The organism is Mycolicibacterium smegmatis, from assembly GCF_001457595.1.
Lineage (GTDB): Bacteria > Actinomycetota > Actinomycetes > Mycobacteriales > Mycobacteriaceae > Mycobacterium > Mycobacterium smegmatis.
In genome coordinates, this window is the sequence record NZ_LN831039.1 from 467,152 (window position 1) to 493,383 (window position 26,232).

General features: G+C 67.6%; 28 protein-coding genes. 8 read left to right on the forward strand and 20 right to left on the reverse strand.

What is annotated here, in order from left to right; translation table 11 throughout:
- Nucleotides 1–6 precede the first annotated feature (6 nt).
- Nucleotides 7–1,158: an acyltransferase PE gene (pe, locus tag AT701_RS01925; protein WP_011726926.1), complete on the forward strand. Its 1,152-nt coding sequence runs from the start codon at nucleotides 7–9 to the stop codon at nucleotides 1,156–1,158.
- 4 nt (nucleotides 1,159–1,162) lie between these two features.
- Here the strand turns inward: pe and AT701_RS01930 are convergent, their stop codons facing one another.
- The gene (locus tag AT701_RS01930) at nucleotides 1,163–1,840 is read right to left on the reverse strand and encodes a GAP family protein (protein WP_011726927.1); all 678 of its coding nucleotides are present in this window, start codon (nucleotides 1,838–1,840) and stop codon (nucleotides 1,163–1,165) included.
- 35 nt (nucleotides 1,841–1,875) lie between these two features.
- Here AT701_RS01930 and AT701_RS01935 point away from each other — a divergent pair, with 35 nt between their 5' ends.
- Entirely contained in the window at nucleotides 1,876–2,901 is a 1,026-nt protein-coding gene (locus AT701_RS01935) for an isopenicillin N synthase family dioxygenase (RefSeq protein WP_081319333.1), read from the forward strand.
- A gap of 13 nt (nucleotides 2,902–2,914) precedes the next feature.
- Complete coding sequence (locus AT701_RS01940; RefSeq protein ID WP_011726929.1) at nucleotides 2,915–3,400, forward strand: flavin reductase family protein; 486 nt, start codon at nucleotides 2,915–2,917, stop codon at nucleotides 3,398–3,400.
- A 44-nt stretch (nucleotides 3,401–3,444) separates the two neighbouring features.
- On the opposite strand, the gene AT701_RS35195 is transcribed toward AT701_RS01940, so the two are convergent.
- The 5 genes from AT701_RS35195 to AT701_RS01965 form a co-directional block, all read right to left on the reverse strand.
- Entirely contained in the window at nucleotides 3,445–3,606 is a 162-nt protein-coding gene (locus AT701_RS35195; RefSeq protein ID WP_011726930.1) for a hypothetical protein, read from the reverse strand.
- 77 nt (nucleotides 3,607–3,683) lie between these two features.
- Nucleotides 3,684–4,433 carry a succinate dehydrogenase/fumarate reductase iron-sulfur subunit gene (locus AT701_RS01950; protein ID WP_011726931.1) on the reverse strand — a complete coding sequence of 250 codons (750 nt, stop codon included), beginning with the start codon at nucleotides 4,431–4,433 and terminating at the stop codon, nucleotides 3,684–3,686.
- Between the two features lies 1 nt (nucleotide 4,434).
- Nucleotides 4,435–6,342, reverse strand: a complete 1,908-nt coding sequence (locus tag AT701_RS01955; RefSeq protein ID WP_011726932.1) for a fumarate reductase/succinate dehydrogenase flavoprotein subunit — start codon at nucleotides 6,340–6,342, stop codon at nucleotides 4,435–4,437.
- Between the two features lie 82 nt (nucleotides 6,343–6,424).
- Complete coding sequence (gene sdhC / locus AT701_RS01960; RefSeq protein ID WP_003891739.1) at nucleotides 6,425–7,246, reverse strand: succinate dehydrogenase subunit SdhC; 822 nt, start codon at nucleotides 7,244–7,246, stop codon at nucleotides 6,425–6,427.
- Between the two features lie 52 nt (nucleotides 7,247–7,298).
- A complete protein-coding gene (locus AT701_RS01965; RefSeq protein WP_003891740.1) occupies nucleotides 7,299–7,595 on the reverse strand; it encodes an Rv0250c family protein in 297 nt (98 codons plus the stop codon).
- Nucleotides 7,596–7,859: 264 nt separating this feature from the next.
- Here AT701_RS01965 and AT701_RS01970 point away from each other — a divergent pair, with 264 nt between their 5' ends.
- Together AT701_RS01970 and AT701_RS01975 are read left to right on the forward strand one after the other, a co-directional pair.
- Entirely contained in the window at nucleotides 7,860–8,627 is a 768-nt protein-coding gene (locus tag AT701_RS01970; protein ID WP_003891742.1) for an isocitrate lyase/PEP mutase family protein, read from the forward strand.
- Nucleotides 8,628–8,694: 67 nt separating this feature from the next.
- Nucleotides 8,695–9,210 carry a hypothetical protein gene (locus AT701_RS01975; protein ID WP_223495265.1) on the forward strand — a complete coding sequence of 172 codons (516 nt, stop codon included), beginning with the start codon at nucleotides 8,695–8,697 and terminating at the stop codon, nucleotides 9,208–9,210.
- A 77-nt stretch (nucleotides 9,211–9,287) separates the two neighbouring features.
- On the opposite strand, the gene AT701_RS01980 is transcribed toward AT701_RS01975, so the two are convergent.
- Together AT701_RS01980 and AT701_RS01985 are read right to left on the reverse strand one after the other, a co-directional pair.
- On the reverse strand, nucleotides 9,288–9,719 hold the full coding sequence (locus tag AT701_RS01980) for an Hsp20/alpha crystallin family protein (protein WP_003891744.1): 432 nt from the start codon (nucleotides 9,717–9,719) through the stop codon (nucleotides 9,288–9,290).
- An 89-nt stretch (nucleotides 9,720–9,808) separates the two neighbouring features.
- Nucleotides 9,809–10,744, reverse strand: a complete 936-nt coding sequence (locus AT701_RS01985; RefSeq protein WP_058125045.1) for a DMT family transporter — start codon at nucleotides 10,742–10,744, stop codon at nucleotides 9,809–9,811.
- Between AT701_RS01985 and AT701_RS01990 the strand changes: the two genes are divergently transcribed.
- The 3 genes from AT701_RS01990 (at nucleotide 10,743) to nirD (ending at nucleotide 15,238) form a co-directional block, all read left to right on the forward strand.
- A complete protein-coding gene (locus AT701_RS01990; RefSeq protein WP_081319334.1) occupies nucleotides 10,743–12,152 on the forward strand; it encodes an aminotransferase-like domain-containing protein in 1,410 nt (469 codons plus the stop codon). The two genes, AT701_RS01985 and AT701_RS01990, sit on opposite strands and share 2 nt — an antisense overlap.
- A gap of 141 nt (nucleotides 12,153–12,293) precedes the next feature.
- Nucleotides 12,294–14,873 carry a nitrite reductase large subunit NirB gene (gene nirB / locus AT701_RS01995; protein WP_011726939.1) on the forward strand — a complete coding sequence of 860 codons (2,580 nt, stop codon included), beginning with the start codon at nucleotides 12,294–12,296 and terminating at the stop codon, nucleotides 14,871–14,873.
- Nucleotides 14,870–15,238: a nitrite reductase small subunit NirD gene (gene nirD, locus AT701_RS02000; RefSeq protein ID WP_011726940.1), complete on the forward strand. Its 369-nt coding sequence runs from the start codon at nucleotides 14,870–14,872 to the stop codon at nucleotides 15,236–15,238. Before nirB ends, nirD begins: the two co-directional genes overlap by 4 nt.
- 14 nt (nucleotides 15,239–15,252) lie before the next feature.
- Here the strand turns inward: nirD and AT701_RS02005 are convergent, their stop codons facing one another.
- The 12 genes from AT701_RS02005 to AT701_RS02065 form a co-directional block, all read right to left on the reverse strand.
- Nucleotides 15,253–15,444, reverse strand: coding sequence for a Fur family transcriptional regulator (locus tag AT701_RS02005; protein WP_228096858.1), 192 nt, complete (start codon nucleotides 15,442–15,444; stop codon nucleotides 15,253–15,255).
- A 750-nt stretch (nucleotides 15,445–16,194) separates the two neighbouring features.
- A complete protein-coding gene (locus tag AT701_RS02010; RefSeq protein ID WP_058125046.1) occupies nucleotides 16,195–16,890 on the reverse strand; it encodes a sirohydrochlorin chelatase in 696 nt (231 codons plus the stop codon).
- On the reverse strand, nucleotides 16,887–18,044 hold the full coding sequence (locus AT701_RS02015; protein WP_003891751.1) for a uroporphyrinogen-III synthase: 1,158 nt from the start codon (nucleotides 18,042–18,044) through the stop codon (nucleotides 16,887–16,889). Before AT701_RS02015 ends, AT701_RS02010 begins: the two co-directional genes overlap by 4 nt.
- A gap of 34 nt (nucleotides 18,045–18,078) precedes the next feature.
- Nucleotides 18,079–19,488 (reverse strand): nitrate/nitrite transporter, encoded by a 1,410-nt coding sequence (locus AT701_RS02020; protein ID WP_003891752.1) that lies wholly within the window; start codon nucleotides 19,486–19,488, stop codon nucleotides 18,079–18,081.
- Nucleotides 19,489–19,596: 108 nt separating this feature from the next.
- On the reverse strand, nucleotides 19,597–20,229 hold the full coding sequence (gene aac(2')-Id, locus AT701_RS02025) for an aminoglycoside N-acetyltransferase AAC(2')-Id (RefSeq protein ID WP_058125047.1): 633 nt from the start codon (nucleotides 20,227–20,229) through the stop codon (nucleotides 19,597–19,599).
- 31 nt (nucleotides 20,230–20,260) lie between these two features.
- Nucleotides 20,261–21,145, reverse strand: coding sequence for a 5-oxoprolinase/urea amidolyase family protein (locus AT701_RS02030; RefSeq protein WP_058125048.1), 885 nt, complete (start codon nucleotides 21,143–21,145; stop codon nucleotides 20,261–20,263).
- Between the two features lie 15 nt (nucleotides 21,146–21,160).
- Nucleotides 21,161–21,823 carry a 5-oxoprolinase subunit B family protein gene (locus AT701_RS02035; RefSeq protein WP_029104243.1) on the reverse strand — a complete coding sequence of 221 codons (663 nt, stop codon included), beginning with the start codon at nucleotides 21,821–21,823 and terminating at the stop codon, nucleotides 21,161–21,163.
- 74 nt (nucleotides 21,824–21,897) lie between these two features.
- A complete protein-coding gene (locus AT701_RS02040; RefSeq protein ID WP_223496069.1) occupies nucleotides 21,898–22,518 on the reverse strand; it encodes a queuosine precursor transporter in 621 nt (206 codons plus the stop codon).
- Nucleotides 22,519–22,602: 84 nt separating this feature from the next.
- Entirely contained in the window at nucleotides 22,603–23,556 is a 954-nt protein-coding gene (locus tag AT701_RS02045) for an ABC transporter substrate-binding protein (RefSeq protein ID WP_058125049.1), read from the reverse strand.
- Between the two features lie 15 nt (nucleotides 23,557–23,571).
- Nucleotides 23,572–24,708 (reverse strand): YeiH family protein, encoded by a 1,137-nt coding sequence (locus tag AT701_RS02050; protein WP_058125050.1) that lies wholly within the window; start codon nucleotides 24,706–24,708, stop codon nucleotides 23,572–23,574.
- A gap of 150 nt (nucleotides 24,709–24,858) precedes the next feature.
- On the reverse strand, nucleotides 24,859–25,572 hold the full coding sequence (locus tag AT701_RS02060; RefSeq protein ID WP_058125052.1) for a maleylpyruvate isomerase family mycothiol-dependent enzyme: 714 nt from the start codon (nucleotides 25,570–25,572) through the stop codon (nucleotides 24,859–24,861).
- A gap of 9 nt (nucleotides 25,573–25,581) precedes the next feature.
- Nucleotides 25,582–26,184, reverse strand: coding sequence for a TetR/AcrR family transcriptional regulator (locus AT701_RS02065; RefSeq protein WP_058125053.1), 603 nt, complete (start codon nucleotides 26,182–26,184; stop codon nucleotides 25,582–25,584).
- Between the last annotated feature and the right edge of the window lie 48 nt (nucleotides 26,185–26,232).

The window sequence follows — 26,232 nt, forward strand, 5'->3', positions numbered from 1 at the left end:
TGCGACATGAGGAGACGACTTCTCGCGTTCGGCACGGCGTTCACCACGATCGGCACCGCGGGATTTCTCGGTTTCGGTGTCGCGGCTGCCGATGACACCAAACCGGTCGACCCGGCACCCGGCGGCGCCCACGCCGAGGCGCCATCGATGGGCACACCCGGACGCGGGTACGCGCTCGGGGGCGCGCACGTGCTGGGCATCCCGTACGACGAATACATCATGCGCACCGGCGCGGACTGGTTCCCCGGTCTCGACCGGCAGATCGTCGACTACCCGGCCGGGCAGGTGCAAGGCCACACCCTGGAGCGGCTGTTCCCGGGTATCGGTGCGCTCGGCGAGCGCTTCATGCCGGGCCTGGGTCTCGACGGTCCGAGTTACGGCGAATCGATCGACGTCGGCGCGCCCAACCTCATCAACGCGATCCGCCAGGGCGGCCCGGGAACGGTGATCGGCCTGTCCGAGGGCGCGTCGGTGCTCGACGAGGTGCAGGCGCGTCTCGCGTACGACCCGGCCGCGCCGCCGCCGGACAGCCTGAGCTTCGCGACGTACGGCAACCCCGTCGGCAAGCACGCCTTCGGCGAGAGTTTCCTGACGCAGATGTTCCCGGTCGGCAGCGTCGTCCCGTCGCTCGACTACCGCATCCCGGCTCCGGTGGAAAGCCAGTACGACACCTACCAGTTCGTCTCGGCATACGACAGCATCGCGGACTGGCCGGACCGGCCGGACAACTGGATCTCCGTCGCCAACGCGATCGTGGGCCTCGCGACCGGGCACACCGCCGTCGCGTTCACCAACCCGAGCATGGTGCCCCCACAGAACATCCGGACCACCGTCAACTCGCGCGGCGCGAAGGACACGACGATCATGATCCCCGAGGAGCACCTGCCACTGGTGTTGCCGTTCAAGTACCTCGGGGTGGACAAGGACACGCTGAACAAGCTCGACGGCGTGCTCAAGCCGTACGTGGATGCCGGCTACTCGCGCAACGACGATCCGCTGACCGCGCCCATCACGGTCGACCCGGTCAACGGGTACGACCCGGCGGCGGTCACGGCGCCGGCCACGCAGGCGGCCTTCGGCGGAGGTACCGACCCGGTGTCGCAATTGCTCGCCGGACTGCAGTACGTCGTGAACAATCAACCGGCGCCCAAGCCCTGAGGCGCTACAGCGCCGCGATACCGACGCCCAGCAGCATGCAGCCGACGACGGCCAGGAGCGTGGCGAACCCGCGCCGACCGCGCGCCTTGAGCCAGTCGTACACCGCGGCCAGCGTCGCGCGGGTGCGTTCCGGTGCCACCAGGTAGCACACCAGCGGGATCTCCACGAGTGCGAACGCCACCACGTTGAACAGCATCAGCGCACCGAACTGCGTCGACGCCGCGGCGCCGGACGCGACGATCAGGGCCAGCGCGGCCAGGTAGTCGACCGACGGCAGCGCGATGCCCAGGCCCGCGACGCCCGCGGCCCACAGCGAGCTTCCCGTGAGAAGCGTGCGGGTGCGGTCCGCGGCGGGGCCCAGCATCCGGCGGACGCGGCCGGGCGGGCCCGGGTCCTTTCGCCGCCCGCCCAGCAGGCCCGTGGCCACCAGGACGGCGTTGGCCAGGATCAGGGCGCCGACGGCGATCTGCACCCGCGGCAACGTGAAATGTGCGGAACCGAGGGCGGGCCGCATCACGAACAGCACGACCATGCCCACCGCGGTGCCCATCAGGAATCCGCCCGCGAGGAAGGTCGACAGTTGCAGGGCAGGCTGGGGCCGGTTGATCATCACCACCGTCATGCCGATCCGGAACGGCTCCAGGCTGATCACAGCGGCCATCAGCAGGAGAGGGATCCACATGGTGGGCGTCACGTTACCGCGCGCGCTTTAGGTTCATGCCGATCCGGACGCTGGCCGTGGCGGGCCGTCTGCCCGATGATGGCGGGGTGACTGCTCTGAGCACCGCATTGCCTGTCGTGGATCTCGGTGACGACGCTGCAGTGGTGACCGATCAGCTCCGCAGGGTGGCGCACGAGGTCGGCTTCTTCTATCTCGTCGGCCACGGCGTCCCACAGGATCTCGTCGACCGCGTGCTCACCGCCGCGCGTCGACTGTTCGCGCTGCCGCAGGCCGACAAGGACGCGATCGCGATGGTCAACAGCCCGCACTTCCGCGGGTACACGCGGCTCGGTGGTGAGCTGACCGGTGGCCAGGTGGACTGGCGCGAACAGATCGACATCGGACCCGAACGGGAGCCGCTGGACGATCCGGCAGAGCCGTATCTGCGTCTGCAGGGCCCGAACCAGTGGCCCGCGGCGCTGCCCGAACTGCCCGCTGTGATCGCCGAGTGGGACGCCGCGCTCGCGCAGGTGGGGCGCGCGTTGCTGCGTCACTGGGCCGTTGCCTTGGGCAATCCGGCCGACGTGTTCGACGAGGCGTTCGCCGACACCCCGGCCACGCTGATCAAGATCGTCCGGTATCCCGCGCAGGCCGAGACATCGCAGGGCGTCGGCGCCCATCGCGACGCCGGCGTGCTCACGCTGCTACTGGCCGAGCCAGGCAGCCGCGGACTGCAGGTCCGGGGCCCGGACGGGGTGTTCATCGACGTCGACCCCCTGCCGGGCGCGTTCATCGTGAACATCGGCGAGATGCTCGAGATCGCCAGCGGCGGCTACCTGCGGGCGACCGAACACCGGGTGCAGGTGAGCGCCTCCGAGCGCATCTCGGTGCCCTACTTCTTCAACCCGCGGCTCGACGCAGCCATACCAGTGCTCGCGCTTCCCGACGAACTGGCCGCGCAGGCCAGGGGCGTGACCGCGGACCCGTCGAACGACCGCATCTATTTGGTGTACGGGCGCAACGCCTGGAAGAGCCGCGTGCGTGCGCACCCAGATGTGGCAGCCGCTCACGGCTACGTGTGAAGATGGAGGCGTTATGAGCGCAACAGATCTGAGTCCGACCTCGCTGCGTGAGGCGTTCGGACATTTCCCGTCCGGTGTCATCGCGATCGCGGCCGAGGTGGACGGCACCCGGGTCGGGCTCGCCGCCAGCACATTCGTCCCGGTGTCCCTGGAGCCGCCGCTGGTGGCGTTCTGCGTGCAGAACTCCTCGACCACGTGGCCCAAGCTCAAGGATCTGCCGTCGCTCGGCATCAGTGTCCTCGGCGAAGCGCACGACACCGCCGCCCGCACCCTGGCCGCCAAGACCGGTGACCGATTCGCCGGCCTGGAGACCGAGTCCCGCGACAGCGGCGCGGTGTTCATCCACGGCACCGCCGTGTGGCTGGAGAGCGCGATCGAACAGCTGGTCCCGGCCGGTGACCACACGATCGTCGTACTGCGGGTCAGCGACATCGTCGTCAACGACGACGTTGCGCCGATCGTGTTCCATCGCAGCAGCTTCCGCAAGCTCGGCGCCTGAATTCGTCATGCGGCGAGCCTCGGGCTCGCCGCATGACCGGAATGTCAGGGCCGTGCGGCGAGTTCCTCGCGGTACTTGGCGATGCGCTGTTCGATCTCGGCTGCATCCTCCGAGCGGCCTTCCTTGCGGGCGAGTGTCGCGCGCGCCGACAGTTCGCGGATGGCCGTGCGGATGTCGTTGATGCTGTGGATCTGACGGGTACTCATAGGCTGCCTTTCGTCGTTGATTGGCTGCTTTCCATCGAGCGTACCCAGCAGATCGGGGACGGGCACCCGATCGAACGTCACCGCCGGAACAGCTTGTTGCCCAACCAGACAATCGGGTCGTACTTGCGGTCCGCGACGCGCTCTTTCATGGGGATCAACGCATTGTCGGTGATCTTGATGTGCTCGGGACACACCTCGGTGCAGCACTTCGTGATGTTGCAGTAGCCGAGCCCGAACTCGTCCTGTGCCATCTCCTTGCGGTCGACGGTGTCGAGCGGATGCATGTCCAGCTCGGCGATGCGCATGTGGAACCGCGGTCCGGCGAAGTTCTCCTTGTTCTCTTCGTGATCACGCACCACATGGCACACGTTCTGGCACAGGAAGCACTCGATGCACTTGCGGAACTCCTGTGACCGGTTCACGTCCTCCTGCTGCATTCGGTACTCACCGGGCTGCAGATCCTTCGGCGGTGTGAACGACGGGATCTGCCGTGCCTTCTCGTAGTTGAACGACACGTCGGTCACGAGGTCACGCATCACCGGGAACGTGCGCAGTGGCGTGACCGTGACGACCTCGTCCTCGCCGAAGGTGGACATGCGCGTCATGCACATCAGCCGCGGCCTGCCGTTGATCTCCGCCGAGCACGAACCGCACTTGCCTGCCTTGCAGTTCCACCGCACCGCGAGATCCGGTGTCTGGGTGGCCTGCAGGCGGTGGATGATGTCGAGGACCACCTCGCCGTCGTTGACCTCGACGGTGTAGTCGTGCAGTTCGCCGCCGGTGTCGTCGCCGCGCCACACCCGCAGTTTCGCGTCGTAAGTAGCCATCTCAGCCCTTCCGTTCCGGATGCTCGGCCAGTTCTTCTGGGGTGTAGTACTTTTCGAGCTCCGAGAGCTCGAAGCACCCCAGCAGATCGGGTCGCATCGGCACCTGCTGCTCGGGTGTCACCGTCACGTCGGGAACCACCGGGTCACCACCTGAGACGCGGCAGACCAGCAGCGTGTTGCGCCAGTTGGCATCCATCTCCGGGTAGTCGTCGCGTGTGTGCCCGCCGCGGCTCTCGGTGCGCTGCAGCGCGGCTTTCGCGACGCATTCGCTGACCAGCAGCATGTTGCGCATGTCGATGGCCAGGTGCCAACCGGGGTTGAACACGCGCCCGCCTTCGACGGTCACATTGGCGTAGCGCCGCTTGAGTTCCTGCAGCCTGTCGAGCGCCTCCTGGATCTCGGCCTCCTTGCGGATGATGCCCACCAGGTCGTTCATCGACTGCTGCAGTTCGGCGTGCAGCGTGTAGGGATTCTCGGGTTCGGCCTTGGGCTCGAACGGCGCCAGGACGAGTCGTGTGGCGTCCTCGACGGCGGCTTCGGAAACCTTCGGCCGGTCCGGAAGGGCCCGCACGTAGTCGGCGGCGCCCAGACCGGCGCGGCGGCCGAACACCAACAGATCTGACAGCGAGTTGCCGCCGAGCCGGTTCGAACCGTGCATGCCACCCGAGCACTCGCCCGCGGCGAACAGGCCTGGGGTCGCGCCCGCAGCAGTGTCCGGATCGACCTCGATACCACCCATGACGTAGTGGCAGGTGGGGCCGACCTCCATGGCGTCCTTGGTGATGTCCACCTCGGCGAGCTCGATGAACTGGTGGTACATCGACGGCAGCCTGCGCTTGATCTCCTCGGCGGGCATGCGTGACGCGATGTCGAGGTACACGCCCCCGTGCGGTGAGCCGCGGCCGGCCTTCACCTCGGCGTTGATGGCGCGGGCCACCTCGTCGCGGGGAAGCAGGTCAGGGGTGCGGCGTGCCGAGTCGTTGTCCTTGAGCCACTGGTCGGCTTCTTCCTCGGTCTCGGCGTACTGGCCTTTGAACACCGAGGGGATGTAGTCGAACATGAACCGCTTGCCCTCGGAGTTCTTCAGCACCCCGCCGTCGCCGCGCACGCCTTCGGTGACCAGGATGCCCTTCACCGACAGCGGCCAGACCATGCCGGTCGGGTGGAACTGGATGAACTCCATGTTGATCAGGGCCGAACCGGCGCGCAGTGCCAGCGCGTGGCCGTCGCCGGTGTACTCCCATGAGTTCGACGACACCTTGAACGACTTGCCGATGCCGCCCGTGGCGAGCACCACCGCGGGCGCCTCGAACAGCACGAAGTTGCCGGTCTCGCGGTAGTAGCCGAACGCGCCGGCGATCTTGCCGTCGTCCAGGATCAGTTCGGTGATCGAGGTCTCGTGGAACACCCGGATGCGGGCCTCGTAGTCGCCGAGTTCACGTTTGTCCTCCTGCTGCAGCGACACGATCTTCTGCTGCAGGGTGCGGATGATCTCCAGGCCGGTGCGGTCGCCGACGTGCGCCAGGCGCGGGTAGGTGTGGCCGCCGAAGTTGCGCTGGCTGATCTTGCCGTCCTTGGTGCGGTCGAACAGCGCGCCGTAGGTCTCCAGTTCCCACACGCGGTCGGGCGCCTCCTGCGCGTGCAGTTCGGCCATCCGCCAGTTGTTGAGGAATTTGCCACCGCGCATGGTGTCACCGAAGTGCACCTGCCAGGAGTCCTTGGTGTTGACGTTGCGCATCGCCGCGGCGCAGCCGCCCTCGGCCATCACGGTATGGGCCTTGCCGAAAAGCGATTTCGTCACCACAGCGACGCGCAGACCGCGTTCGCGTGCCTCGATCACGGCGCGCAGTCCCGCCCCGCCGGCACCGATCACGACGACGTCGTAGGAGTGCCGCTCCAGTTCACTCATTTACTCTCGTTTCGCTTCGGATCGTCTCGTGGAATGTCGGGTGTGTCAGCCAGGCGGATCAGCGCACCTGGCAGTCGGCCTGTCAGCCAATGAATCTCAAGTCGGAGATGGTCCCGCTGGCCACCAGCATGATGTAGAAGTCGGTGAGCACCAGTGTGCCGAGGGTGATCCAGGCGAACAACATGTGCCGCGTGTTGAGTTTGCTCACCTGTGTCCAGATCCAGTACCGGACAGGATGTTTCGAGAAGTGCTTGAGACGGCCGCCGGTGACGTGGCGGCACGAGTGGCAGGACAGCGTGTAGACCCACAACAGGATCACATTGCCGGTCAGGATGACATTTCCGAGGCCGAACCCGAAGCCGCTGGGGGAGTGGAACGCGGTGATCGCGTCGTAGGTGTTCACCAGCGAGATGAGGACGGCGGCGTAGAAGAAGTATCGGTGAATGTTCTGCAGGATCAGCGGAAAACGGGTTTCACCAGTGTATTTCGCGTGCGGCTCGGCCACTGCGCAGGCCGTCGGCGACTGCCACACCGACCGGTAGTAGGCCTTGCGGTAGTAGTAGCAGGTGAGCCGGAACGCCAAGAGGAACGGCAGTGAGATGAACGCCATCGGGATGAACCACGGCAGGTCACCCACCCACTGGCCGAAGTGGCTGGACCCGGGCGCACACGCCGTGCTCACGCACGGCGAGTAGAACGGCGTCAGGTAGTGGTAGTCCGCCACCCAGTACGCACTGCCCCAGAACGCCCGGATCGTCGCGTAGATGACGAATGCGGCCAGTCCGAGATTGGTCAACAGTGGTGCCTGCCACCACCGGTCGGTCCGTAGGGTGCGTTCGGGGATCTGCGCTCGCCTCGGCGAGAAGACCCCGGTCGCGCGACGGTCAGCGGTGGGTGCGCTCACGGTTTCCTTTCTGCGGTTCAGTTGTCGGCGTGGGCGTCAAACGCCCACGGGCTCAGCGGTATCCGCCGAGCCCCTCGTCGGCGACGTCCTGCCAGAACTCGGTTCCGTACTGTGTGTCGGGAACCGGGATCTTCTCGGTGCCCGGTTTCGTACGGGTGATGCCGTGGTGCATCTCGAGTTCTTCGGCGTCGATGTCGAGGCGGTCGATGTCGTTGAGGATGCGTTCGGCGTCGTTCGTGACGCGACGCATCGCCGGGGAGTCCCCGTACTTGGCCGCCAGCGTGGTGACGCAACGGCGCATGTCGCCGATCAGATTGTGCAGCTCAGCGAACTCTGTCGTGGTGGACAAGTGACCTCCTCGGGCTGAAGGGTGTCGTGAATCACATTACGACAACCGATGGTAGCCACATCACGATCCGAACGTGACGCGCATCACGTCAGCGAGGGGCGTGGTGCGCGGTGCGCATTCCCGGTGCCCTTCCGGCAAGGCGGTGTCGAGGCGTCGCGCCAGGCCGTGTCGCGGATAGGCAAACAACTCCGGTGACACCTTCTCAGCAAGGTTGTAGCCTCGGTTCGCGACATCTGTGGAGGGCCGGGAAGGCTGGGGGTTTGCATGGGCAACACGCGCTCGGATGGGCTCGAGGCCAAGGCGGAAGCGCTGCTGGCACTGCACCGGCCCGGTGACCCCGGTGTGCTGCCCACGGTGTGGGACGCATGGTCGGCCCGGCTGGCGGTCGACGCGGGTTTCGCGGCGCTGACGGTCGGCAGCCACCCGGTGGCCGACTCCATCGGCAAGTCCGATGGCGAGAACATGGCGTTCGAGGATCTCCTGACACGGGTCCGCCAGATCACCGCGGCGGTCGAGGTCCCGGTGTCCGTCGACATCGAGTCCGGATACGGTGAGTCGCCCGAACGGCTGATCGAAGGGCTGCTCGACGCCGGGGTGGTCGGCTTCAACCTCGAGGACACGGTCCACAAGGAGGGCAAGCGCCTGCGCACGGCCACCGAGCACGCCGAACTGGTGGGTCAACTGCGTGCGGCAGCCGATGCCGCGGGCGTGCACGTGGTGATCAACGCGCGTACCGACCTGTTCCTGCGCAACGACGGTGACGACGCCGACCGCGTCGAGCGCGCGATCGCGCGGATGTCGGAGGCCGCCGCAGCCGGCGCCGACTCGCTGTTCCCCGCCGGACTGCGGGACCCGGAAGGATTGGCGCGGTTCACCTCCGCGGTGTCCCTGCCGGTTAGTGTGACCGTGCCGCCCGAGGACACCGACAAGGCCGCGCTCGCCGCGCTCGGGGTCGGGCGCATCACGTTCGGGCCGTTCCTGCAGTGGGCGCTCGGTGCGCAGGCGAAGGAAATCCTCGGGCTCTGGGCCTGACGCGACGAACAGCGCTCTGCCGGTCAACTCGGCATGTCAAGTGCTTCCGGCTGGCAAGATGCTGTGCATGGTTGGCCACAGGATGTGTGCGGCGGCCTCGGCGCCCGTGACGGCTGTGTTGGCAATGGCGGCGGTCGCTCCCATGGCGGCGGCCGATCCGGGGTCTTCGGCGTCGGGCCTTGAGATGATCCCGCTGCAGAACGTGATCCGTCAGTGCGACTTCGTGGTCGAGCAGTTCTTGATGGGCCGCGGCAACGGAACCGGTTCCGGCGCCGTCGAGATCGGGTCCGTCGGCGACGGCACCGTACGCGCCGACGTGCGTATGCAGACCCTGCGCCCCAACACGACCTACCGGGTCCGGCTGATCCAGTTGCCGCGGCCGTCGGTGGCGCCCTGCAATCCGGGAGATCCCGGGGTGGCGACCGCCACGATGTTCGCCGATTTCGCGGGCAACGGGTCGACCACGATCACCGGCCGCCGCGAGCCGGGGGCGCGCCAGGCGTGGGTCGTCGTCGAGGGGCCGCCGGTCCCGGGCGGGGTCCGCGGTGACGTGTACTCCACGGTCACCCTCGCGAAGATCTGAGCCCGGAACGCGAAAACCGGTGGCACCACGGGGGTGCCACCGGTTCTTTCGGATCCGGATGTTGCCGAGGAGTGCGGTTACCGGCTCTCGATCGCGATGCGCTGAGGCTGCTCGCCCGCGTAGGCACCGGCGACCCGTACCTTCAGTACGCCTGCGTCGTAGGACGCGGTGACCGCGTCGCCCGTGACGTGCGCGGGCAGCTTGAACTCACGGCGGAAGGAGCCGTAGCGGACCTCACTGTAGGTGCGGCCGTCGGATTCCTCGGAGCGTTCGTCACGTCGCTCGCCGTGGATGACCAACCGGCCGCGGTCGACCTCGACGTTGACGTCCTTGCCGACATCCACACCGGGGAGTTCGACGGACACCACGGCGTCCTCACCGTCTCTTGTGACCTCGGCGGCCGGGGTGAATCCCTTGAACCAGTCGTCGGTGGTGGCCGGGCCGAAGAAGTCCCGCACCCAATTGTCGAGCTGCCAGGCGGGCCGGGTCCACACCGCGGGCGTCTTCATCAGCGTGCTCATCGTTGTGCCTCCCTTTCTCGTCTTCTCGACCGGCCCCGTGCCGGTCTGTCACCTCTCATAACTTGAGTCGACCACGCTCATGTTCCCGCGTGGGAGTTCGCTCTCGGCGAACGCCGCATCCGTACCGCGAACCCGGCCGAGGCGACCACGGCCGCGCCGCCGCACGCCGTTGTCCACGTGAGGCTTTCGTGCAACAACAGCGCGGCCCAGCAGATGGTCAGCACGGGTTGGACAAGTTGGACCTGACTCACCTGGGCCATCGGCCCGATGGCCAGGCCGCGGTACCACGCGAAAAACCCGAGGAACATGCTGACCGCGGCCAGGTAACCGAAGGCGGCCCACTCGCCCGCGCCTGCCTGCGGCGGGCGGTCGACGACGGCCGCCGCGGTCAGCGCCACCATCACCGGCGCTGCCACCACGAGCGCCCATGAGACGGTCTGCCACGAGCCGAGTTCCCTTGCCAGCAGGCCTCCTTCGGCATACCCGATCGCCGCGGCGATCACGGCGCCGAACAGCAACAGGTCAGCCCAGTGCAACTGGCCCACGCCGCCGCCGTGCAACATCGCGAACACCACCGCCGCGAGGGCCCCGGCGCCCGCCGCGGCCCAGAATGCCAGCGGCGGATGCTCACGACACCGCAGCACCGCGGCGACGGCCGTGGCGGCGGGCAGCAGGGCGATCACCACGGCCCCGTGCGTCGCGGGGACTGTGGTCAGCGCGTACGACGTCAGCAGCGGAAACCCGGCCACCACTCCCGCGGCGACCACACCGAGGCGCAGCCACTGCCTGCCCTGCGGCAGCGCCGCTCGGGTGAACGTGAGCGCCGCAGCTGCCAGCGCGGCCGCGACGACGGCGCGTCCGGCCCCGATGAACAGGGGCGAGAGGCCGCCGAGGGCAACGCGCGTGAAGATCACCGTGAACGAGAACGCCGCAACGCCCAGGAAACCCCAGCCCAGGCCCGCGCGGGATAGCGCGGGCGACAGAAGCGCAGTAGCGCTACTCTCATCTGACATGGACAACGATAGCACCGAGCGAATCGTGCGCGGGATGCGCCAGTGGATCGCCGGTGCGCCGCCCGGTGCGCAGTTGCCGTCCAACCGCGCCCTCGTCGCGCAGTATGGCGCCAGTCCGGTGACCGTCGCCAGCGCGATGCGGACGCTACGAGGGCTAGGGCTCATCGAAACACGGCCCGGCGTAGGTACTTTCGTGCGGGTCAGCCGTTCGTCGCGTCCACCCGACTACGCATGGCAGACCGCGGCGCTCGGCTCGCCCCGCGCACGGATCCCGGTTCTGTCGGCACCCATGCGTTACGGTGCGCCCGATGCGGTAGCGCTGCACTCCGGATATCCTGCGCGGGAACTGCTGCCGCAGCGGTTGGTGCGCGCTGCACTCACCAGGGCAGCGCGCAGCGAGGCGGCGCTGAGCCGCTCGGCCGTCACGGGCCTGCCCGATCTGCAGGCGTGGTTCGCGCAGGAGCTCGCCGAAGCCGTACCCGCGGGCAGATCGGCGCCGGGACCTCGCGACGTGGTCGTGCTGCCCGGCAGTCAGAGCGGGCTCAGCTCCGCGTTTCGTGCGCTGGTGGGGCACGGGCAGCCGCTGCTCATCGAGTCACCCACCTACTGGGGTGCGATCATCGCGGCCGCGCAAGCCGGTGTCCGCGTTGTGCCGGTGCCCAGCGGTGTGGACGGTCCCGACCCCGACGAGCTCGCGCGTGCGTTCGACGACACCGGCGCCAGGGTGTTCTACGCGCAACCCAACTTTGCCAATCCCACAGGGGCGCAATGGGGTACCGAGCGCGTCGAACAGATTCTCGATGTCGTCCGTGCCCGCAAGGCGTTCCTGATCGACGACGACTGGGCACACGATTTCGGTATCGACTCCACGGCGCGACCAGTTGCCGCGCACGACGACGACGGCCACGTCATCTACCTGCGGTCGCTCACCAAGAGCGTCTCACCGGCGATGCGGGTGGCGGCCGTCATCGCGCGCGGACCCGTGCTGGAGCGCATCGTCGCCGACCGGGGCGCCGAGTCGATGTATGTCAGCGGTGTGTTGCAGGCCGCGGTGCTCGACGTCGTGACACAGCCGGCCTGGCGCAGCCACCTGCGCGACCTGCGTGCACAACTGCGGCAACGACGTGACCTCATGGTGTCGTGCCTGGCCGAGCACGTGGATGCCGCTCACCTCGAACAGGTTCCGCACGGCGGCCTGCACCTGTGGTTACGCCTTCCCGACCAGACCGACCTCGACCGGCTCGTCCGTGACTGCGAGGCCGACAAGGTCCTCGTCGCGGCGGGCACGGAGTGGTTCCCCGCCGAGCCGTCCGGGCGATATCTGCGCCTGAACTTCTCCGGGCCGGAGCCCGACCGGTTCGAGGAGGCGGCGCGCGTGATCGGACGGTCGCTGCGCAGGCAGTGCTGACCCGGCGGTTGTAGCCTGACTGCGGTCCGGAGCTCACCGGTCGGTGACCTCACATGTGCGTTGCCGATGACGTGAGCACACCGTGATGGGGGCTTCACACAGCGCGACATCGCGGCAATATCGGGTTCCTAGCCTCGCCCTATGCAGTCAACGAGAAACGTCGTCGTCGTCGGCCACGGCATGGTGGGGCACCGCTTCGTCGAGGCGTTGCGCGCCAGGGATACCGAGGGGTCCTGGCGTGTGACGGTGCTGGGCGAGGAGCGCGAGGCCGCCTACGACCGCGTGGGGCTCACCGGGTACACCGAGCATTGGGACCGGTCCCTGCTCGCGTTACCCGGCAACGAGTACGCCGGCGACGACCTCGTGGAGCTGCATCTGGGGTCCGCGGTGGTCGAGATCGACCGGCCGGCCCGGACGGTTCGCACGGCCGACGGCTGCACCTTCTCCTACGACGCGCTGGTGCTGGCGACCGGTTCGTATGCGTTCGTCCCGCCGGTGCCGGGGCGCGACCTGCCGGGGTGCCACGTGTACCGCACCCTGGACGATCTCGACGCGATCCGCGCCAGCGCGGCCAACGCCTCGAAGTCGAAGTCACCGGTCGGTGTGGTGATCGGCGGCGGTCTGCTCGGCCTGGAGGCGGCGAACGCGCTACGACAGTTCGGCCTGCGCACGCACGTCCTGGAGATGTCTCCACATCTGATGGCGGCCCAGCTCGACGAGGCCGGCGGTGTGCTGCTCAACCGGATGATGCGCGACCTCGGTATCGAGGTGCACACCGCGGTGAGCACCCAGAGCATCGCACCGGCGCAGAAGCGCAAGCCACTGCGCAGGTCCGAGATCGACGACTCGCTGCGGGTATCGCTCGACGACGGCACCGCGATCGACGCGGGCGTGGTGATCTTCGCCGCCGGCGTGCGTCCTCGCGACGAACTGGCCCGCGAGGCCGGCCTGGACATGGCGCAGCGTGGCGGCGTGCTCACCGATTCGAATTGTGTGACAAGTGATCCCAACATCTATGCGATCGGCGAGGTGGCCGCCGTCGATGGTCGCTGCTACGGCCTGGTGGCACCGGGTTACACCACGGCCGAGGTGGTCGCCGACCGCCTGCTCGGCGGCTCGGCCGAGTTCCCCGGCGCGGACATGTCGACCAAGCTCAAGCTGCTCGGTGTCGACGTCGCGAGTTTCGGTGATGCCAAGGGGATCACACCGAACTGCCTTGAGGTGGTGGTCAACGACCCGGTCAAGCAGACCTACGCCAAACTGGTGCTCTCCGATGACGCCAAGACCCTGCTGGGCGGCATCCTGGTCGGTGACGCCTCGGCCTACGGCGTGCTGCGGCCCATGGTCGCCAGTGAGCTGCCCGGTGACCCGCTGGCGCTGATCGCCCCGACCACCGGCGGCGACGCTCCCGGCCTCGGTGTGGGGGCGCTGCCGGACATCGCACAGATCTGCTCGTGCAACAACGTCACGAAGGGGGACCTGACCGAGGCCATCGCCGGCGGATGCTGCGATGTCGCCGACCTCAAGAAGTGCACGCTGGCCGGTACGTCGTGCGGGTCCTGTGTTCCGCTGCTCAAGCAACTCCTCGAGGCCCAGGGGGTGGAGCAGTCCAAGGCGCTGTGCGAGCACTTCAGCCAGTCACGCGCCGAGTTGTTCGAGATCATCTCGGCCACCGAGATCCGCACCTTCTCGGGGCTGATCGAGCGCTTCGGCACCGGAAAAGGTTGCGACATCTGCAAACCCACGATCGCGTCGATCCTGGCATCGACGAGTTCGGACCACATCCTCGACGGTGAGCAGGCCGCGCTGCAGGACAGCAACGACCACTTCCTGGCCAACATCCAACGCAACGGCAGCTACTCGGTGGTGCCCCGCGTGCCCGGCGGAGACATCACGCCCGAACAGCTGATCCTGATCGGCGAGATCGCAAGGGATTTCGGCCTCTACACCAAGATCACCGGCGGCCAGCGCATCGACATGTTCGGCGCGCGGGTCGAGCAGTTGCCCGAGATCTGGCGACGACTGGTCGAAGGCGGCATGGAGTCCGGCCATGCCTACGGCAAATCGCTGCGCACTGTGAAGAGTTGCGTGGGGAGTGACTGGTGCCGCTACGGACAACAGGATTCGGTCCAGATGGCCATCAACCTCGAGTTGCGGTACCGCGGTCTGCGCGCACCGCACAAGATCAAGATGGGTGTTTCGGGTTGTGCACGCGAGTGTGCCGAGGCCCGTGGCAAGGACGTCGGCGTCATCGCGACCGACAGTGGGTGGAACCTCTACGTCGGCGGCAACGGCGGCATGACGCCGCGGCATGCGCAACTGCTGGCGGGCGATCTCGACGACGAGACCCTGATCCGCTACATCGACCGGTTCCTCATGTTTTACATCCGCACGGCGGACCGGTTGCAACGCACGGCGCCGTGGGTCGAGGCCCTCGACGGCGGCATCGATCACCTCCGCGATGTCGTGTGCGACGATTCGCTCGGCCTGGCCGAGGAGTTCGAGGCCGCGATGGCCCGCCACGTCGAGGGTTACGCCTGCGAGTGGAAAGGCGTGCTGCAAGACCCTGACAAGCTCGCGCGTTTCGTCTCGTTCGTCAATGCGCCCGACACCCCCGATCCGACCGTCTCGTTCACCGAGCGCAGCGGACGCAAGGTTCCCGACCTGCGTCCGGTATCCATCGGAATGCCCACGATCCGGCCACTACAGGAGATGTCATGACGCTGACCGACGATCGTAAGGACGTTGTCGCCCAGACACACTCGGAGTGGACCAGGGCGTGTGCCTACGACTTCCTCATACCGGGACGCGGTGTCGCGGTGCTGTTGGCCGACGGATCGCAGGCCGCCTTGTTCAAGCTGGATGACGGTTCGGTGCACGCCATCGGCAACATCGACCCGTTCTCGGGCGCCGCGGTGATGTCGCGTGGGATCACCGGTGACCGCGGCGGCTGCCTGACGGTGCAGTCGCCCATCAAGAAGCAGGCGTTCGCGCTCGTCGACGGGGTCTGCCTCGACGATCCCGAGGTGTCGCTGCCGGTGTACCGGACGAGGATCTCCGCCGACGGTTTCGTGGAGATCGCCTGAGCACTGCCGCCCGGTCAGCCGATGTGCTCACTGGCGGCAAGCCAGTGTGTGTCGCGCCCGGAGGATTTGCTGCGGCGTACGTCGCCGCGGCGCTCCAGCACCGTCAGGTTGCGGTACACGGCCTCGATCACGACCGGATCGCCGAACCTCTCGCGTACGTCATCGCGCAGTTGCGCGGTGGACTTCGACTGTCTCGTATCGCTCAACACTGCCATCAGTTGCTGTCGTAGCCGCTCGGCCGGCGTCGGATCAGGCACTGGCGCTGCCGGTTCGGCTGCGGTTGCGCGCCGCGCTGGCCGGTGTTGTGTGCTGCACCGAAGTCTTACCCCCACAAAATGTCGAACGATCGTGGACACGATAGCTGAGTTCAAGTCGGCAACCCGCAACCGCCCTGTTCCGGACCCTGGAACCGGCGCATCCGTCAATTAATTGCCTGAGTAAATACCAGAACAACCGGTGTTTGAGACGCCGTATTCCTGGGAATCCCGGCAGGGCGAACGTTGGAAGCCCGTGATGTCCCTCATGACTGGCTAACTAGATTTGTTCGCTGGCGGTGTTTATCATCGCCTCAGGGTAGATCGATGACAAAAGGCTGAAGAGGGATGTTGGGGCGTTCGTTTCTGAACCTGGTCGGCACTGCGGCAGTGCTGGGGGCTCTGATTGCTGCAGCAATGCCACTCGGCCTGAGTGCCGTCGACCGCGCCGGTTCGCCGATTCCGTGTGGCACCGCGCTGAACCCGGACTACCGGGTCGCCGCGAAGGAAGACCTGCTGAACCACGATCAGTTCACGCTCGTCGGACCGGTGTTTGCCACCAGCGATTACAAAGGGCAGTGTGCCGAAATCGTCGGTCAGCGCAGAATGGCCGCCATGTCGGTGGCGGGCGGCGGAATCCTGATTTTGCTCACGGTGTTCACCGCGCCGTTTGCGGCGCAAGCCGCGGCACGCGTCGTCGCCTCACGCCGCAGCAGGCAGGCTGAGAACGCCGGCCCGGCGGAACCGGTTCGCGACGAGCCGGACCATGCCCCCGTGGGTGCCCAGTGGAGCGGTTACCAGGTCGGCGCCGGCCTCACGCAGCCGATCCTGGAAAAGACCCTCGGCGAGCAGATAGGAAGCCACGACTATGCGGCGGTCGCTGCGGCGGCGCTGCGCCGCGACGGCGTCGGCGATCCTCGGAGCGCCGGTGGCGGCGTAGGCCAGCTCTACGCGGTCGCCGGTAACGGCTGACAGCATCGCGGCGGTCCGGCGCAGATCGGACTGTGCGTACGGGTCCGAGGTGCCGGCTGCGGCCAGGATCACCGCGTCGCCCGGCTGCCACCCGGATTCGACGAGCCGATCGGCGAGCACCCGGACGGTCCCGTGACAGGGTCCGAGCGGCGGGGTGACCGTGACGAGCGGATGGCCGCTGGCCGACACATGAGCAGGAACGTCGACGCGCACGTGATACCCGGCGGCGAGGAATGCGGGCACCAGCACCACCGGCCGATCGGCCGGCATGGTGTCCAGCACGTCCCGTGGGGTCGGGCCCAATACGTCGACGAATGCGACCTGGACACTTCGTTCGAGCTGTTCGGCCACCCGCTCGGCGAGATCGGCGATCATCGCGACCCCACCGGGTTTGCGGGTGCCGTGCGCCACCAGCAGCAGGCTCATAACGCGCGTGCCATCTCTGTGTCGGTGTCGTCGACCGCCAGCCGATAACCCCTTTTCACCACGGTGGACACGATGCTCTTGTCTCCCAATGCAGTTCGAAGGCGCAGCACCGCGGTCTCGACGGCGTGGGTGTCGGTCCCGCTGCCGGGCAGCGCGCCCAGCAGATCGAAACGTGACACCACCGCGCCGGGCCGGTGCGCGAGCGCCCGGATGGTGGCCATACCCGCGGGGGACAGCGACTTGACCACGCCGTCCACCAGCACGCAGGTCCCTCGGATCTCGAGGAGGTGACCCGCGACCCGCAACGTACGGGACTGCAGCAGGGGCAACTCGTCGGTGATGTGGCGGGCCAGTGCGCCCAACCGCATGCGCTCGGGCGCCGACGTGGGAATGCCGAGGCGCACGAGCGGACGCGCCGTGACCGGTCCGACGCACATCGCGTGGACGTCGGTGCGCAGCGCGGAGACCACCTGCTCGGTCAGTCCCAACTCGGTGGCTCTCATCAGCACCGAGGCGACGGCCGGGGCCGAGGTGAAACTGACTGCGTCGAAGCGCCGTTCGGCGATGCCTGCGACGAGTTGGTCGAACTCGCCGCCCGGTGGGGCGGGATGCCACCGGTAGACACGGATCGGCACCACCTCTGCACCCGCGACACGCAGCTCGTCGAGGAACTCAGGGAACGGATCCCAGTCGTCGGTGGCGCCGTGGAGTTGCACGGCGATGCGCCGGCCGTCGACGCCGTGCTCGACGAGGTAGCGGACCACCTCGCGGGAGGATTCGGAGTCCGGCGACCACTCCTCCGGCAACCCGGCGGCCCGTAGTGCCCCCGTGGCCTTCGGCCCCCTGGACACGATGCGAGCCTTGCCCAGCGCCTCGGTCAGCTCGCCGGCCAGGCCCCAGCCGTCGGCTGCGGCGATCCACCCCCGCAACCCGATGCCGGTGGTGGCGACGACGATGTCGGGCGGGTCGGTGATCAACGACTCGGTGTGTGCCCGCAGTTCGTCGTCGTCGGGCAGCGGCACCATGGTGATCGCGGGCGCGCTGGTCACCGTCGCGCCCCTCCTGCGCAGCAGGGCGCACAGTTCATCGGCTCGTCGGGCGGAGGTCACCGCCACCCGGAATCCGGTGAGGGGTGCCCAGTCGGGCTCACGCATGCTTCCTGTGTAGGCAGGCTCTGTTTCCACGGCGTTACCCCGCGATTGCTGGGGCGTGTCGCTCGGTCCCTGTGACCGGCATCGCAGCGGGGCGGCGCACGTAGCAGAACCAGGTCACCACCGACGCCAGCACGTAGAACGCCAGGAAGATCCAGAACGCGGTGGTCGCCGAACCGCTGGATAGGTAGGACTGCCGCAACGCCATGTTGATCCCCACGCCGCCCAGCGCCCCGACCGCACCCGCGAAGCCGATGAGCGCACCGGACATCGACCGCGACCAGTGCCTGCGCTCGTCCTCGCTGACGTCCAGCGAGTGGCTGCGCGCCTCGAAGATCGACGGGATCATCTTGTACACCGAACCGTTGCCGATACCGCTGAGCAGGAACAGCGCGATGAAACCGACGACGTAGCCGCCCATCATCAGTCCGGTGGCGGCCTCGCTGCTGCCGTCGGAGACCGTGCTGACCGCGACCAGCAGACCGGCGCCCAGGATCATCCCGGCGAACACCGCCAGGGTGACCCGCCCGCCGCCGATGCGGTCGGCGAGCTTGCCGCCGTACACCCGCGACAGGGAGCCCAGCAGCGGACCGATGAAGGCGATCTGCGCGGCGTGCAGCGACGCCTGAGCCGGGGTCTGGCCGCCGGAGATGAAGTTGATCTGCAACACCTGGCCGAACGCGAACGCGAACCCGATGAACGATCCGAACGTGCCGATGTAGAGCAACGAGATGATCCACGTATCCCGTTCGCCCAGAATCGCTTTCATGGCACCGAGATCGATCTTGTGATGCTCGAGGTTGTCCATGTACAGCGCCGCGCCCAGGCCCGCCACGGCAAGGGCGACCAGGTAGACCGCGCACACCCAGTACGGGGCCCGGTTGCCCGCCGTCGCGATCACGAACAGGCCCACCAACTGGATCATCGGGACGCCGATGTTGCCCCCGCCCGCGTTGAGTCCCAGCGCCCAGCCCTTGAGCCGCTGCGGGTAGAAGGCGTTGATGTTGGTCATCGACGACGCGAAGTTGCCCCCGCCGAAGCCGGCCAGCGCGGCGCACACCAGGTACGGCCACAGCGGCAGGCCCGGGTTGGCCATCAACACGACGGTCATCACGGTCGGGATCAGCAGCACGAGTGCGGAGAACACCGTCCAGTTGCGACCGCCGAACGTCGCGGTGGCCAGCGTGTACGGGATGCGCAGGCACGACCCGACCAGGGTGGCCGTGGCCCCGAGCAGGAACTTGTCACCCGCCGAGAACCCGTAGACGGCCTCGGGCATGAACAGCACCATCACCGACCAGATCGACCAGATGGAGAAGCCGATGTGCTCGGCGACCACCGACCAGATCAGGTTGCGACGTGCGACGTACTTGTTGCCGGCCTCCCAGGCCACGACGTCCTCGGGATCCCAGTTCGTGATGCGCTTCGGCTTGAGCAGAGTGGGCATGCGAGCACGCTAGAAAGCGATTATTGCCCCGACACTGCGCGCGATGACCCGGCCGTGAAATTCCGCTCACCTGGATCGGCGGGCAGGTGTGAGAAAGCCGTTACGCGGTCACCAGGGGTCGCCGGATCGCCAATCGCACGTGATCTCGCGCGCGGTGTCCAACTCGAGGCCGTCCGGGAGATCGACCGGCAGGACGAACAGCGACCGGTCGTCCTCAGGGGTGCGAACGATGCCCTCGGTGGGGGTCAGCACCGATGTCGGACCCTCCCACGGCAGCCAGCCCCTGGCAATGTACATCGGCCGGGCGATGTCCGACGCGCTCAGCGCGCCGATCTGATAGGCGCCGCGGATCACCTGCTCGAGCGCGTCGAGCACGGCGGTGCCCAGACCGTCGCCCCGCCGGTCCTCGCGCACCGCGACGGCCTCGACGTAACCGCAGCGCAGCGCGTGACCTCTACCGTCGGGTCCCCGGTACATCAACCGACGTTGGACGACGGCGCCGTGCGCGATGAGCGCACCGTGGTGAGAGATCAGCGCGTGCATGCCACCGAGCGCGTGGTCCCAGTCGTCGTCGGTGAAATCGTCGGTGAGATCACTGTCTCCGGACGGATCGCGGAACGCCTCGATCACCATGCGGCGCGCGCCGTCGCGGGTTTCCTGGTCCAGATCGGAGGTGTGGATCAGACGCGCGGTGTGGATCGCACCGCGCGTGCGAGCCTCACTGACATGCTGGGTGAGCACACCTTCGTTGTACCACCGACGGGTGCCGCCGTCAGGTCTCGAACGGTCGCCGGGGGTAGGCCCAGTGCAGTCGTACGGTCTGACCCGGCCGCACCTGCCCCAGCTTGTCGATGTCCTCCTCGGTGACCACGCCGATCACCGGGTATCCGCCGGTCACCGGGTGGTCAGGACCCAAGATCACGGGAAAACCGTTGGGCGGCACCTGGATCGCGCCGCGCGTCGCGCCCTCGCTGGGCAGCTGGCGGTTGGGGTCGCGGTACTCCAGTGGCATACCCACCAGACGCATCCCCACCCGGTCGCTGCGGTTGGTGACCAGCCAGTTGGTGCGTACGAGGATGTCGGGGTCGACGAACCAGTCGTCGCGCGGCCCCGGAACCACCTGCAGCTCCACGACGTCGTCGGCGATCGCGGCGACCGGCGCCTGATCGAGTTCGGGAAACTCGTCGGTGTGCTCGCCGACGGGAAGCACGTCACCGGGTCGCAGGGGCGACGGCCCGATCGCCGACATGACGTCGTAGCTGCGTGAGCCGAGAACCGGGGTGACGTCGATGCCGCCCCGCACCGCCAGGTAGCTGCGCAGTCCGGAATGCGGCGCGCCCAGAGAGATCACCTGGCCGTCGTGGACATGGTGAATGCTGTTGGTGCCGAACGGGATTCCGTTGACCGCGGGATCGGTGTCGGCGCCGGTGACCGCGATCGCCACGTCACCGCCACACACGCGTGCCGAGAATCCCCCGAAGGTCACTTCGATGGTGGCGCTCTCACCGGGGTTGGCCACGAGGCGGTTGGCCAGCGTGTGGGACCGGCGGTCGGCGGCACCCGACCGGGTGACACCCATGTGGGCCAGTCCCGGCCTGCCCAGGTCCTCGACCAGCGCAAGTGGCCCGGTGCGCAGCACTTCCAGTGTCGTGCCCATGATCGCCCTCCCGTTCTAGCCGACGGCCCGGAACTGCACCCACATGCCAGGGGTGAGCAGTGCCGGCTTGTCTCGGTTGACGTCGAACATCACCGCGTCGGTGTGCCCGATCAGCTGCCAGCCGCCCGGCGACTGGCGGGGGTACACGCCGCTGAACTCACCGGCGAGCGCCACCGCGCCCGCGGGGACCGACGTGCGCGGTTCGGCACGGCGGGGTACCTGCAGGCGTGCGTCGCCGTCGACCAGGTACGCGAAACCCGGTGCGAAGCCACAGAACCCGACCCGCCACGGGGTGCCGGTGTGCGCCGCGATCACCTGTGCCGGGGTCATCCCGGTCAGGCTCGCGACCTCGTGCAGGTCGGCGCCGTCGTAGACGACGTCGATGGTCACGTCGACACGGTCGCCCGGTGGCTGGTGGGTGATCGCCTCGGGGCGCACCCGCAGCTTGCCCAGCCGTTGGCGGGTGGGTGCCTGATAACGCGGCCCGGCCAGCTTGACCAGCACCGTGCGCGCGGCGGGGACGATGTCGACCACCCCGAGGAGTTCGGCCTCCCGCAGGGTCTCGGTCCACGCCAGCACCTCGGCGGTGCTGTCGAACTCCAGAAGCAGCGCCTGATCGCCGTAATTGTGGACGGTGCCCAGGGTCATGGGGTCCATCACTTCTGATGCCACACTCATGACCCGAAACTACCCGCGGGTAGCTAAGAACGGTACGGCTCTGTGAGCCTTGCCAGAGCTGCCTTACCGAAGCCTCACACGGCGACCTGATACGTGGGTTCGGAGCGCTTGACGAACGCGATGACGCGGTAGGTCACCGGCAGCATGAGCACCTCTACGGCGGTCTTGTAGAACCAGCCGAGCGCGGTGTAGGTCACGAAGTCGCCGAATGTCGAGATGCCGATCGCACCCGCGGCGATCGCACAGAACACCAGCGTGTCGCCGAGCTGACCGGCGAACGTCGATCCGATCAGGCGCGCCCAGAGATGTTTCTCCTTGGTCCGCTGTTTGATGGCGACGACGACCCAGGCGTTGATGGTCTGCCCGACGAGGAACCCGGCCAGGCCGGCGACGATCAGCTGTGTGTAGGCGCCGACGACGTTCTCGAAGTGCTCCTGATTGGTGTAGAAGTCGGCCGCGGGCAGATAGACGGTGACCCAGAACGCGAGCGCGGCCAGCGCGTTCATCGCGAAACCGAGCAGGATCGCGCGACGTGCGGCCTTGAAGCCGTACACCTCCGACAGCACGTCGCCGATCACGTAGGTCAGCGGGAACACGATGAACCCGCCGTCGGTGATGATCGGTCCGAACGCCACGCCTTTGGTGGCGGTGACGTTGGAGATGATCACCAGGGCCGTGAAGACCGCGACGAACATCGGATAGTAGGCCGATCCGACGGAGGCGGTGCCGCGGTGCTCGGGTTCGGGAATGCTCACTCGGCCTATCTTCTCAGGCCGTGCTCATCCCAGCACGCGGGCCAACTCCGGCGGCAGTTGATCGGCGACGACGGGATAGGACAGCGGCGAGGCGAAGGCGATGGCTCCCGCGAGCTCCTTGGTGGTGAAGATGTTCCGATCACGCCTCGTGGCCGCGAGTTGAGCGACGATGGGGTCCGCCAGCAACGCATCGCGGTCCTGATCGCTCTCGGTCGTCCAAATCAGCACGTCGGCGCCGTCGAGCACCGAGGCGATCTCGTCGCGGGGGATCAACGCGGGCACCTCGGGCACCGTCAGGCCCATCTGCGTGAGGAAGTCGGTGCGCCATCCCGGCGGCGTGGCCTGCACACCGCCGCGGTACAACGTGCCGCCCAGCAGGAGTGCCTTCTTGCCGGAGAATTGCGGGTGATCGGTCTTCACGGTGGTGAACCTGTCGTCGACCGATTTGATCAGCTCGGTCATCTCGGCGTTCTTGAACACCGCCTGACCGATGATCGTGGCCTGGTCCTTCCACGGTTCGAAGAACGCCTCGGAGCCGGTCTGCGCGACCGTCGGAGCGATCTCGGACAGCTTCGCGTAGGTGTCGGCGTCCAGGCCCGCGTTGGTGGCGACGATGAGATCCGGTTTCAGTGCCGCGATCTCCTCGACCGGGATGCCGTTGTCGAGGTTGAGCACGGTGGGCTGCGCCCCGGCGAGTTGCCGTTGCGCCCAAGGCCATACGCCGAACGGTTCACCACCGAACCAGTCGGTCACCGCGATCGGCACGACCCCGACCGCGAGCAGGTCGTCCTGCTCGGTGAGACCGGCGCTCACCACACGCTGGGGCGGGCCGGGGATCGTGGTGTCGCCGAAGGCGTGGCGGACGGTGACCGATCCGTCGTCGGCGACTTCGCCGGGTTTGTCGGTGCTGCACGCGGCCACGAGTGCCAATCCGGCGGTCACCGCCAGAAACCCGCGTCGGGTCAGTGGTCTCGGCACTTCGCCAGCGTACGGTCAGTCCAGGGTGAAGCTGCCGAACAACACGGTGGCGAGTCCCAGTGCGACGACGATGTTGACGACAGTCGCCGACGCGAACACCGCGATCGGCCGCCAGCCTGCCTCACGCAGTCCGCGTGCGGAGAACTCCAGCCCGATCGCCACGAACGCGAAGATCAGGAACCAGTTCCGCAGATCGTTGACCGTCGCGATGGCGGCCTTGCCGTCCGCGGCGAACTGCAGGTACAGCGTGCCGATGATCGAGGCGGCGATGAAGCCCAGCACGAATTTCGGGAAACGGTCCCAGAATTGGCTCAGTGACGGGCGCGCATCGGCGGCTGTCCTGCGTTCGACCTTGAGCGCGAAGTAGGCCGTGAGCGCAATCGCGACGAAACCGATCAGCGCGTTCTGCGTGGTCTTGACGATCGTCGCGATCTGCAGCGCATCCTCACCCGCGATCGCGCCGGACGCTGCGACGGCCGCGGTGGTGTCGATGTTGCCGCCGATCCACGCGCCGGCGACGGCGTCGGACAGGCCGAACACGTCTGCCAGCCACGGCAACAGGAAGATCGAGGGCAGGGCGAAGACGATCACCAGCGAGGCGGCATAGGCCAGTTGTTCCTTCTTCGCCTGCACCGCACCTGCGGCCGCGATCGCCGCGCTCACCCCGCAGATCGACACCGCGGATGCCAGCAACGCGCGCAGTTTGTCCTCCAGGCCGAGCCTGCCACCCAGCCACCAGGTGAACCCGAACACGATCGAGATGAGCAACAGTGCCTGGATGATGGCCGGGCCCGCCGCGGTGACCAGCACCTTGAGGTTGATGGACGCGCCCAGCAGCACCAGGCCGGTCTTGATGAAGAACTCGGTGCGGAATCCGCGCGACAGCGCGTCGCGCAGCGCGAGCTTGGACAGGATCGCATTGCCGATCAACCCCAGAGCGATTGCGTACACCGGGAATTCGATCGACTTCGCGGCCTTGGCGAACGACGTGCCCGCGAACCACTGGGGCACCTGGGCCTCGAGAAACTTGGTGGCCGCCCCGAGTGCGACGACGACGAGGACGCCTGCGACGGCGTAACCGAGCGCGGACTGGCCCGACTGCCGTGGCTGCCCCGACTGCCCGGACTGTTCTTCGGTGCGCTGCTCGGTCACGGGATCACACTCCCCGGGACGGCCCCGGCCAGGACCAGTCCCAGCAGTGCGAGACCGACGATCACGGCGAGCCAGTCCTCATTCACGCGGTTCACGCGCGTCAGGTTAAGAAGGCGATGCTCCGGATTGAAGAATTGCGATCACCGCGATTCAAGGGGTCAGCGCGACGTTGAGTGCTTGCCCTACGGCCGCGGTGTCACCCTCGACCTTCGCCGTCTCGAGCAGGTCGCGCCGCTTCCACAATCCGAGGTAGAGGTCCTCGGCCGATGCGGTCACCGTCGCCACCGGTTCGCTCGGCTCGGTCCCGCCGACCGTCCACGTGTGCTCGGTGTCGGCGGTGCGGAACAGGATGGGTGCGGCCACCGGTTCGGTACGGCCGAAGCGCACCTGGCGCGGGTAGAACACGGTCAGGACCTCGTCGACGCCGTCGGCGCAGAACTCCGGGGCGAGGCCGACGGGGTCGGCGCCGACCGCGTGCTGCAGGTCCGCGTGGTGTACGGCGTGTTCGTGGGCCTGGCGGCGGATCCAGAAACCTGCGAGCCGGGGCTTCGGCCCGAAGCCCCAGCACGGTTCATCGGCGTCGACCGCCCGCATCGCGGTGAGGTAGTCGGGGATGCCGTCGAGGAAATCGGCGACGGCCTGGGTGGGCTCGTCCTGCGGTTGCGGTTCCTCCGCCAACTCGCGGGTGCGCAGGATCTGGCGTACCCAGGACTCGATCGACCACAGGTGGCCCAGCAAATCGACGACCGTCCAACCCGGGCAGGTCGGTACCGCACGCGCGAGGTCGGCGTCTTCACCGAGGGCATACGACTGGATGGCGAGCACGTCGGTCTGTAATTGCGTCAGGAGCGTGTTGTCGTCCACACGTGCACATTACGGGTTGGTCAGGCCCCGCAGAAGGACGACGAGACCGAACTCGAAGGCGTCGTCGGCGCGGGCAGGCTTGGGTGCGCCCGTGGCCAGCGCGGCGGCCAGTTCGGGCCCCACCTCGGTGCCGGATTCCCACGGTTCATCGGGCGCGGCGAGGTCGAGCGCCGAGCCCAGCACGTAGTTGTCGATCAGCGTGATGATGCGCAGCGAATCCGCGGCGCTGAAGCCGGCACGGCCGAGGGTGACCGCCAGTGCGTTGTACATGCGGAACGCCTGCGTGCTGTTGACGGCGTGGATCGTGAGAAGCGGGATCAGCCGCGGGTAGCGCGCGAAGCTGCGCCGGTAGGAACGCATGATGTCGGCCACCACGTCGCTCCACGGCCGGTCGGTGTCGAGGTCGGGCAGGTTGACCTCGGACATCGCGCGTTCGCGCAGGAGTTCGACGATCTGTTCGCGACCTGCCACGTGGTTGTAGAGCGACGACGGACTGACCTTGAGCCTGCGGGCCAGTTCGGGGATGGTGAAGCCACCCGTGGCGTTGACGAGATCCAGTGCCGCAGTGGCGATCCGGTCGGTCGACAGTATCGGTGTGGATGGACGACCCATGGCCGGATTCTCCCTTGTTGTGACCTAGCGCTTTACAACTCGTGGTCC